10 protein-coding genes are annotated in these 6,712 nt (G+C 61.9%); 7 read left to right on the top strand and 3 right to left on the bottom strand.

Features of this window, described 5'->3' with window-relative positions; genetic code table 11:
- On the top strand, positions 1–942 hold a 942-nt coding region (locus ABR948_RS27235; protein ID WP_428124007.1), incomplete at its 5' end, for an MFS transporter.
- 10 nt (positions 943–952) lie between these two features.
- On the opposite strand, the gene ABR948_RS27230 is transcribed toward ABR948_RS27235, so the two are convergent.
- Together ABR948_RS27230 and ABR948_RS27225 are read right to left on the bottom strand one after the other, a co-directional pair.
- Positions 953–1,228 (bottom strand): hypothetical protein, encoded by a 276-nt coding sequence (locus tag ABR948_RS27230; RefSeq protein ID WP_428124009.1) that lies wholly within the window; start codon positions 1,226–1,228, stop codon positions 953–955.
- A 179-nt stretch (positions 1,229–1,407) separates the two neighbouring features.
- On the bottom strand, positions 1,408–2,025 hold the full coding sequence (locus ABR948_RS27225; RefSeq protein WP_428124004.1) for a S24 family peptidase: 618 nt from the start codon (positions 2,023–2,025) through the stop codon (positions 1,408–1,410).
- Between the two features lie 257 nt (positions 2,026–2,282).
- Between ABR948_RS27225 and ABR948_RS27220 the strand changes: the two genes are divergently transcribed.
- The 5 genes from ABR948_RS27220 (at position 2,283) to ABR948_RS27200 (ending at position 5,067) form a co-directional block, all read left to right on the top strand.
- Complete coding sequence (locus ABR948_RS27220; RefSeq protein WP_428124002.1) at positions 2,283–2,810, top strand: GcrA family cell cycle regulator; 528 nt, start codon at positions 2,283–2,285, stop codon at positions 2,808–2,810.
- Positions 2,807–2,998: a hypothetical protein gene (locus ABR948_RS27215; protein ID WP_428124000.1), complete on the top strand. Its 192-nt coding sequence runs from the start codon at positions 2,807–2,809 to the stop codon at positions 2,996–2,998. Before ABR948_RS27220 ends, ABR948_RS27215 begins: the two co-directional genes overlap by 4 nt.
- On the top strand, positions 2,995–3,600 hold the full coding sequence (locus ABR948_RS27210) for a YdaU family protein (protein WP_428123997.1): 606 nt from the start codon (positions 2,995–2,997) through the stop codon (positions 3,598–3,600). The genes ABR948_RS27215 and ABR948_RS27210 overlap by 4 nt, the downstream gene beginning before the upstream one ends.
- A gap of 66 nt (positions 3,601–3,666) precedes the next feature.
- Complete coding sequence (locus ABR948_RS27205) at positions 3,667–4,254, top strand: DUF6456 domain-containing protein (RefSeq protein ID WP_428123994.1); 588 nt, start codon at positions 3,667–3,669, stop codon at positions 4,252–4,254.
- 666 nt (positions 4,255–4,920) lie between these two features.
- Positions 4,921–5,067, top strand: coding sequence for a hypothetical protein (locus tag ABR948_RS27200; RefSeq protein WP_428123992.1), 147 nt, complete (start codon positions 4,921–4,923; stop codon positions 5,065–5,067).
- A 539-nt stretch (positions 5,068–5,606) separates the two neighbouring features.
- On the opposite strand, the gene ABR948_RS27195 is transcribed toward ABR948_RS27200, so the two are convergent.
- Entirely contained in the window at positions 5,607–5,792 is a 186-nt protein-coding gene (locus tag ABR948_RS27195; protein WP_428123988.1) for a hypothetical protein, read from the bottom strand.
- Between the two features lie 411 nt (positions 5,793–6,203).
- Here ABR948_RS27195 and tnpA point away from each other — a divergent pair, with 411 nt between their 5' ends.
- Positions 6,204–6,632, top strand: a complete 429-nt coding sequence (gene tnpA, locus ABR948_RS27190) for an IS200/IS605 family transposase (protein ID WP_428123986.1) — start codon at positions 6,204–6,206, stop codon at positions 6,630–6,632.
- Positions 6,633–6,712: the final 80 nt, after the last annotated feature.

Genomic DNA, 6,712 nt, shown 5'->3' with positions numbered 1-6,712 from the left:
GCGCTGCGGCTGTTGCTCGGGATCGCGGAAGCCGGCTTCTTTCCGGGCGTGACGTTCTTTCTCGCCGCCTGGTTTCCGACCCAGTACCGCACGCGGATGCTGGCCTGGTTCCTGGTCGGGATACCCTTGTCCTCGCTGATCGGCAGCCCGGTGTGCGGCCTGCTGTTGCAGATGGACGGAATCTTGGGCTTTGCCGGATGGCAATGGCTGTTCCTGCTGGTCAGCCTGCCCTGTATTCCCCTGGGGATTCTGACGCTGCGCCTGCTGTCCGACCGTCCGCAGGCCGCGACCTGGCTGACGTCAGCCGAACGCAATGCGCTGGATGAGGTGCTGGCCGGCGAAGTGCGCGAGCGGCCGCCGTCCTCGCTGCTGGGTGCCCTCAGGGATTCCCGCGTGCTGATTTGCGCCGCGATCCAGTTCGGCTTTACGTTAGGATCTTACGGCATCGGCATCTGGCTGCCGCTGATGTTGAAGGAATATCATCTCTCGACCCTGGCGATCGGCTGGATCTCGGCGATTCCCTACCTGTTTGCCTCCGCCGGCATGATCCTGTGGGCGCGCTATGTCGACGAAAAAGGCCGGCGCATCGTCAATCTCGCGCTCGCCTGCCTGCTCGGCGGCATCGGCCTGCTGGCGCCGATCTTGTCCGGTTCGCTCGGGGGCGCCGTGGTCGGATTCAGCGTGGCGCTGGTGGGTGTGACCGCGGCGCGGGCGATTTTCTGGACCATCCCGACGCGCTTTTTGACCGGCGTCGCCGCCGCCGGCGGGCTCGCCTTCATCAACAGCATCGCCACCCTCGGCGGCTTTGTCGGCCCCTCGATGATGGGCTGGCTGAAGGAGTTTTCAGGCTCCTACATCTTCGGCCTGTCGGCGGTGGCCGCGATCATGCTCGCCGCCACGCTGGCCTCGATGTCGCTGAAGCTGGTGATTTCGAAGGAGTAGGGGGCAATTCTTACACCCTCTCATGCTTCCGCAGATCCCTGATGTGATCGAAGCGGTTGGCCTGTAAATCGGCGCCGGCGTCGGCGATGTCGGGCAGGGCGGCCTCGGCCAGGATCTCGGCGGTGATGTCGTCGACGCAGGAATCAGCGATTTCGTGGATGAAGCTGATATTGCGGTATTCGCCCGATGCAATGCGCGAGATGACTTCGCGCCGGGTCACTTCGGGGTCGACGATGGCCTCGCGCCCGCGCCGTCCATAATCGATCATTACGACGAAATACTGCATGCGCGGCCCGGTCTGCCCCTGCCTGCCCTTGGCGGGTAAGCGTCCAATATTTCTGAAAATCAGAAATAAGTCAATCCAATAATTCTGAAAATCAGAAATTGGGCGCCGAATGGGAAGCCTGGAGCCGGCGTCGGGCAAGAATCACCGGGCCGGCCGCGCGCAGGGCGCCAGCCTTTCGCTTATTTGCCCTTGGCCGCCTTGCGGGTCCGCGCGGCGGATTTGGCCCGCAGCCGCTCGATCTGGCCCCGCGGCAGGGTGACGCAGATTTCCCCGATCCATTCCAGTTTGACGCCGGTGATCGGCTTGGCGTTGAAGCTGGTCAGGTTGACTATGGTGGCGGATTTTCCGCGCTCGATGGTCTTCAAATAGCGCTCGCCGGTCTTCAGTCGCACCGCGGCCTCTTCGCCGTAGAAGCTCGAGATCGGATGGCGCTGGTCGCGGTATACCACGATAATGTCGCCGTTTTCGTATTTCGGCAGCATGGAATCGCCTGACACCTCGAAGGCGATGGTCTCCTCCGCGATCGGAAACGGCAATACGATCTCGCCGAGGCCCTCCGGCGGCACCTGCTCGTGCTCGGGCTCGATGGTGGCGCCGGCGCCGACCCGGCCCATGATCGGCACCGAATTCAATTCGAGATAATCGATGATGGGCTGGATTTCCGAAGCCTTGATCAGGCGGATATCGGCCAATATTTCCGATACCGCGCCGGGGCGCACGCCCATCGCCGCCGCCAGACCGCCCTTGGTCTTGCCCGGCTTCTGCAGCCCCCGCTCGATCATCCTGATGTCCACCATGGCGCCACTCTTCCGAATTTCAGAAACGATAGCAATTCCGATTATCCGAAATATAGCTTGACATTTATTTCGGAATACCAGAAATTAGCTGAGCGTGCTGCCGATCATGACGCTCCGTCATTGCGAGCGCAGCGAAGCAATCCAGAGTCGCGGAAACGAGATGGATTGCTTCGTCGCATGGCTCCCTTGCGCAAACGCTTCGCGTTTGTCGCAGGCAATGACGAGGAGGCGTCGGGGAAGCCTCGGGAGAAACATCAATGCAAATAAACTGGGAACCCGAACATTCGGAGGCGCTGCGCGACTATCTCGCCAAGGGGCTCTCCTTTGCCGAGATCGCCAGGGCCATTAACGCGCGATTCCACACCGCCTATTCCCGCAATGCCACGATCGGCCGCGCCAGGCGGATGGGGCTTGCCGGTCTCGCCCGGTCCGGCAATCCCGGCCAGCCGAAACGCCCGCGCAAGCCACGCCCAACGCGGTCTCACCGGACGCGCAAGCGTCGCGCGGCCAAACCCCTGATGTCGCGGCCGATCCTGAAGCGGGCCGCGGCGCTAAAGCTGCGCTGCGTCGCCATCGTGCCGCGCCATCTGTCGCTGCTGGAGCTGCAGCCAGACGATTGCCGCTATCCCTTCGGCGGCGACGAGGACGGCGAAGCCATCACCTTTTGCGGCCATCCGCGCCGCCAGGGTTCGAGTTACTGCGTGTCGCATTTCCACCTGACGCGCGGCCGCGCGCCGGAACCCGGCGCCGTCAAGGTGCTGCTGCGGCTGGTGGAGGCGGCATGAAGCCGATGCCCCCGCCGATTGCCGTGATGGTGGCCCGGATGAAGCCGCTGGCGCCACGTCATCGCATCGCGCATCTGCGCGCGCTGATCTCCGGACTGCCGGATGGCTCGATCCGCCACGGCCAACTGCTTGCGCTGCTGCGCGATGAATTGATGGCGCCGCCGGCCAACGAAAACCGTGCCATATGAACCGTCCCTGGATGCCTCTCTATGTCGGCGACTATCTCGGCGACACCGGTCACCTGACCACGGCGCAGCACGGGGCGTATCTGCTGTTGATGATGCATTACTGGCGCAAGGGCGAATTGCCCGACGACAACAGGCAATTGTCCAAGATCACCAAGCTGCCGCTGCGGACCTGGTGCGAATATCGCGCGACCCTGCAGGATTTCTTCCATGAGGGCTGGAAGCACAAGCGGATCGACGCCGAATTGGCCAAGATGGTGCGGGTTTCCGAAAAGCGCGCGATCGCCGGTCAAAAGGGCGGCCTCGGTTCGGCGCTGGCGCGCATGAAGCTGGAAAACGCCTCGCGCTCCCGTCAGGCCCTGTCCCGGGAGGTCTTGTCTCGACAGGTCTTGTCTCAGGCAATTGCTGTCCAGCCGTCGGGCCCGGCCGCAGCCGCCGCCGACCACTCACACTCAAACCCACATCAGAGTCTTGTTCACGGTGAGAGCGAGGCAGCGGCGCGTGCTGCCGATCCCCCGTCACACCATTCAGGGCGACGTGCCGAAAAACCCGTGATCGCGGTCAGCCCGGAGCTTGCGGCCTATGTCGCCAAACGAGCGACGTAACCGGCCAACGAACCCAATCGACCAACCGCATTCCAAACATCCATTCCTGCAGGGGAGAGATCCAAGGTGGCACGGGCCAGACGCAACAAGTCGCACAAATCGGCAAAAGCCAAAGTTCATGACCGGCGATCGCGCGATCTGCCGCGCAACGCCGAGGTGGCGGCGATCGAAGTCGACGATCCCTTGGCGCTGGAGCCGGGAGAAAAGATCGTCACGCTGCGCTCGATCCGAAACGATCCGTTAGGCCGGCTGCACAGCCATCGCCAGATCGACGAGGCGCAATATCAGAGCGGGCGGGCGTTCCAGGACGATTGGGAGAAGGCCGAGCGTGGCCCGCAGGCGGTCGATCCGACGCGGGAATATGTCGACGGTGGACAGGCGCGCGAGCCGATCACGGAGCGCCAGCGCAAGGCGGTGCTGCGGCTCAACCGCGCCGAGCGCGAACTCGGCGCCGACGGCTCGGCGCTGGTGCATGAGGTGTTGATTCTCGGCATGACCATGGAGCAGATCGGCCAGCGTCGCGGCCTGCCTGGCCAGCGCTGGATCGACTATTTCGCGCGGCGGTTTCGCGAATGCCTCGACCGGCTGGCGCTGCTGTATGGGTTTGCGACGGACAAAGGTTCATCCCGTGGCCGACGATCCTTGCCGGGCTAGCCGGCCAGTCGCAAAGCACCGGCGCACACATGGGGGACTGCCCAAGCGCCGTCAGTCATCACAAAATCTTTTTGCCGCGTGATGAAACCTTCGACCCCCCTGGACGACATACAGGTACTGGGGCATTGCAGTTTCCAGGTCTAAGTGCGGCGCCGTCTAGCGATCATACTCCGCTAGTGCGGCGTTGTGCGTTTCGGAGCCTCCAGGAAGCCGTCAAGAAGCAACCGTCAAAAAGCAACCGTCAAGGAAACGGTCCCGGCGCGGGGGTACGCAAGACCGGGACCGTCCGACAGCGGCGGTAACCCGAGGAGGATGGCGGCCGCCGTCATATCCCTCTACGGCCGGGGCCACGCCATCGTTTCGGGGTCCCCGTTCACGATTGCGCGTTTCCTGGCGCGCGCTGGAGGCGATGTTCAGCGAGGAGCCGTTTTATGCCGAGAAGCTCGCCAGCTATACCTTCACCGAATTCAATCCCGTGAAGCGTCACCATGGACCGAGTCCTGGTTCGGCCTGTAGCGCGGATCAATCATCGCGAAGGTACCCCGATGACTCCAACTGCCGATTCAAGTTAGCGATCGCCAAGGTAGCGCTCGTGAAACTTGGTCGCACTCCTGCCGCTTGTTGATGCCATGCTGGTTCGGCGAAGCGCAGGGCAGGGGGGCAGAGATGAAGCAGCGGCTGTGGTTGAGCCTGGCGCTGATCGCGGTGCTGTTTTGCTTCTGGCTGGTGATGACCAAGCCGATGTGCCGGGATGGCTTTGCGGCGACGCTGGGAACCCGCTCCGGATGGACCTGCGTGGCCGACGTCAACTAGCGTTTTTACATTGAATCGGCCTGTCAGCGGGTTCGCTCACCTCTCCCATTGGGAGAGGGAGCGCACCTCCATTGTTTTGACAGGTCGATCTAATCTCATCGCGCTTTGGCGCGGAATGTTTCTGCGGCCCCCCCCCCCCGCCACGATTGTTTCTCGGCATCGTCCTGAAAATGCGCCAAGCTCTGACGTTTTCGGCCACAATCGGGACCGACGATCCTCCCATGAAAACGTTGGCTGTGATTACGATTCTCGCGCTGCTCACGATCTCGGGGGCGGTGGTGTCAGACCAGATTCTGACCAGCGATCAGCAGACGACGCACAGGACCAATTAAGGGCGCTTTGGGGGACAACCATATGCTTTCGGTGGATCAATTCTTGAGGCTGATCAGCGTACCGGCCATCGTCGTGGCCTTTTTGATCGCATCGCAGGTTTCGGGGGCCGGGATTTTCCACTCGGCATCGACGCAGATCGCCAGCGAATAGCCTTCACCACCCGAGCCTGATCGGCTGCTAGTTTTTCGGCGCCGCGTTGCGCCGAGCTAGATCGCTTGCAAGAAGCTCTCGCCGGAATCGCACGGCACGCAGTGATAGGTCAGCAGATCGTAGCTGTGGCCTTGCGGCTCGATCAGCGCCAGCCGCATCGGCACGCCGCATTTCATGCACGGCATTTCGGTGGTGGCCTGAAAGCGGGTGCAGGTCGGCGTCGGCCGGAATGTGGGCAGCATGGGATCCTCGACTCGTAAGAGGTGGGGACGCAACGCCACGCCATTGGACCGAATTCCATCCGCACTATGTCCGATTTCCGACATAATTGGAATCGGGCTTTTGGTTACCAAAGTGTGAATCTTTGGGGCATGCAGGGGGCGGGCACCCCGCCGGGCCAGCGACCGGCTGCGACGAAACCCGGTGGAATTTGGCATCCGCCGGCAACGGCACCCGCGATCGCATTGCATATTCAGCGGCTATGGACTGTCGGCGCCGCCGGCAAATCGGATTGTGACATCAGCATGATGCCGGCGTGACGCGACCGGGCGAGCGCGAAACGCGAAGCTGTCGCGCGTTAATTTAGAGTCCCGTTTTGGGGATCCGTAAACCCCTCGCCTTTAGGCGACGGGATGCAGTAGCATCCTCCTATTATGGAGACGGCGAAATCCGGCAGTCATACGATATGGGATTGTAAATATCATCTCGTATGGGTGACCAAATATCGATACCCGGTTCTGGTTGGGGATGTCGGGCTGCGAGCAAGAGAGCTGCTACGGGAAATCAGCCGTAGCCACGAGATGTCGATCCACGCCGGGGCGATAAACCGTGACCATGTTCACCTGCTGCTTTCGATCCCGCCGCACCTTTCTGTGTCGCGCGCGGTGCAGTACCTGAAGGGAAAGAGTTCCCATAAGCTTCTGACCGAGTATCAGTCGCTGAGGAAACGCTATTGGGGCCAGCATCTGTGGTCACGAGGATACTGGGTGGCGACCAGTGGCAATGTTACGGATGAAGTCTGGAAGAAGTACATCGAAGATCAGAAACCGGAAGAACCGGACGACAATTTCAAGGTAGTCTGACTTATCGACCCGAAGGGTCGATCAATCCGGCTTCCAGCCGTAACCTGAAGCCACCGCCTTTAGGCGGTGGAGTGTTCACG

Origin of the sequence: Bradyrhizobium sp., from assembly GCF_050014615.1 — a bacterium.
In the GTDB taxonomy this organism is placed as follows: domain Bacteria; phylum Pseudomonadota; class Alphaproteobacteria; order Rhizobiales; family Xanthobacteraceae; genus Bradyrhizobium.
This window is presented reverse-complemented; position numbering and strand designations above follow the sequence as displayed.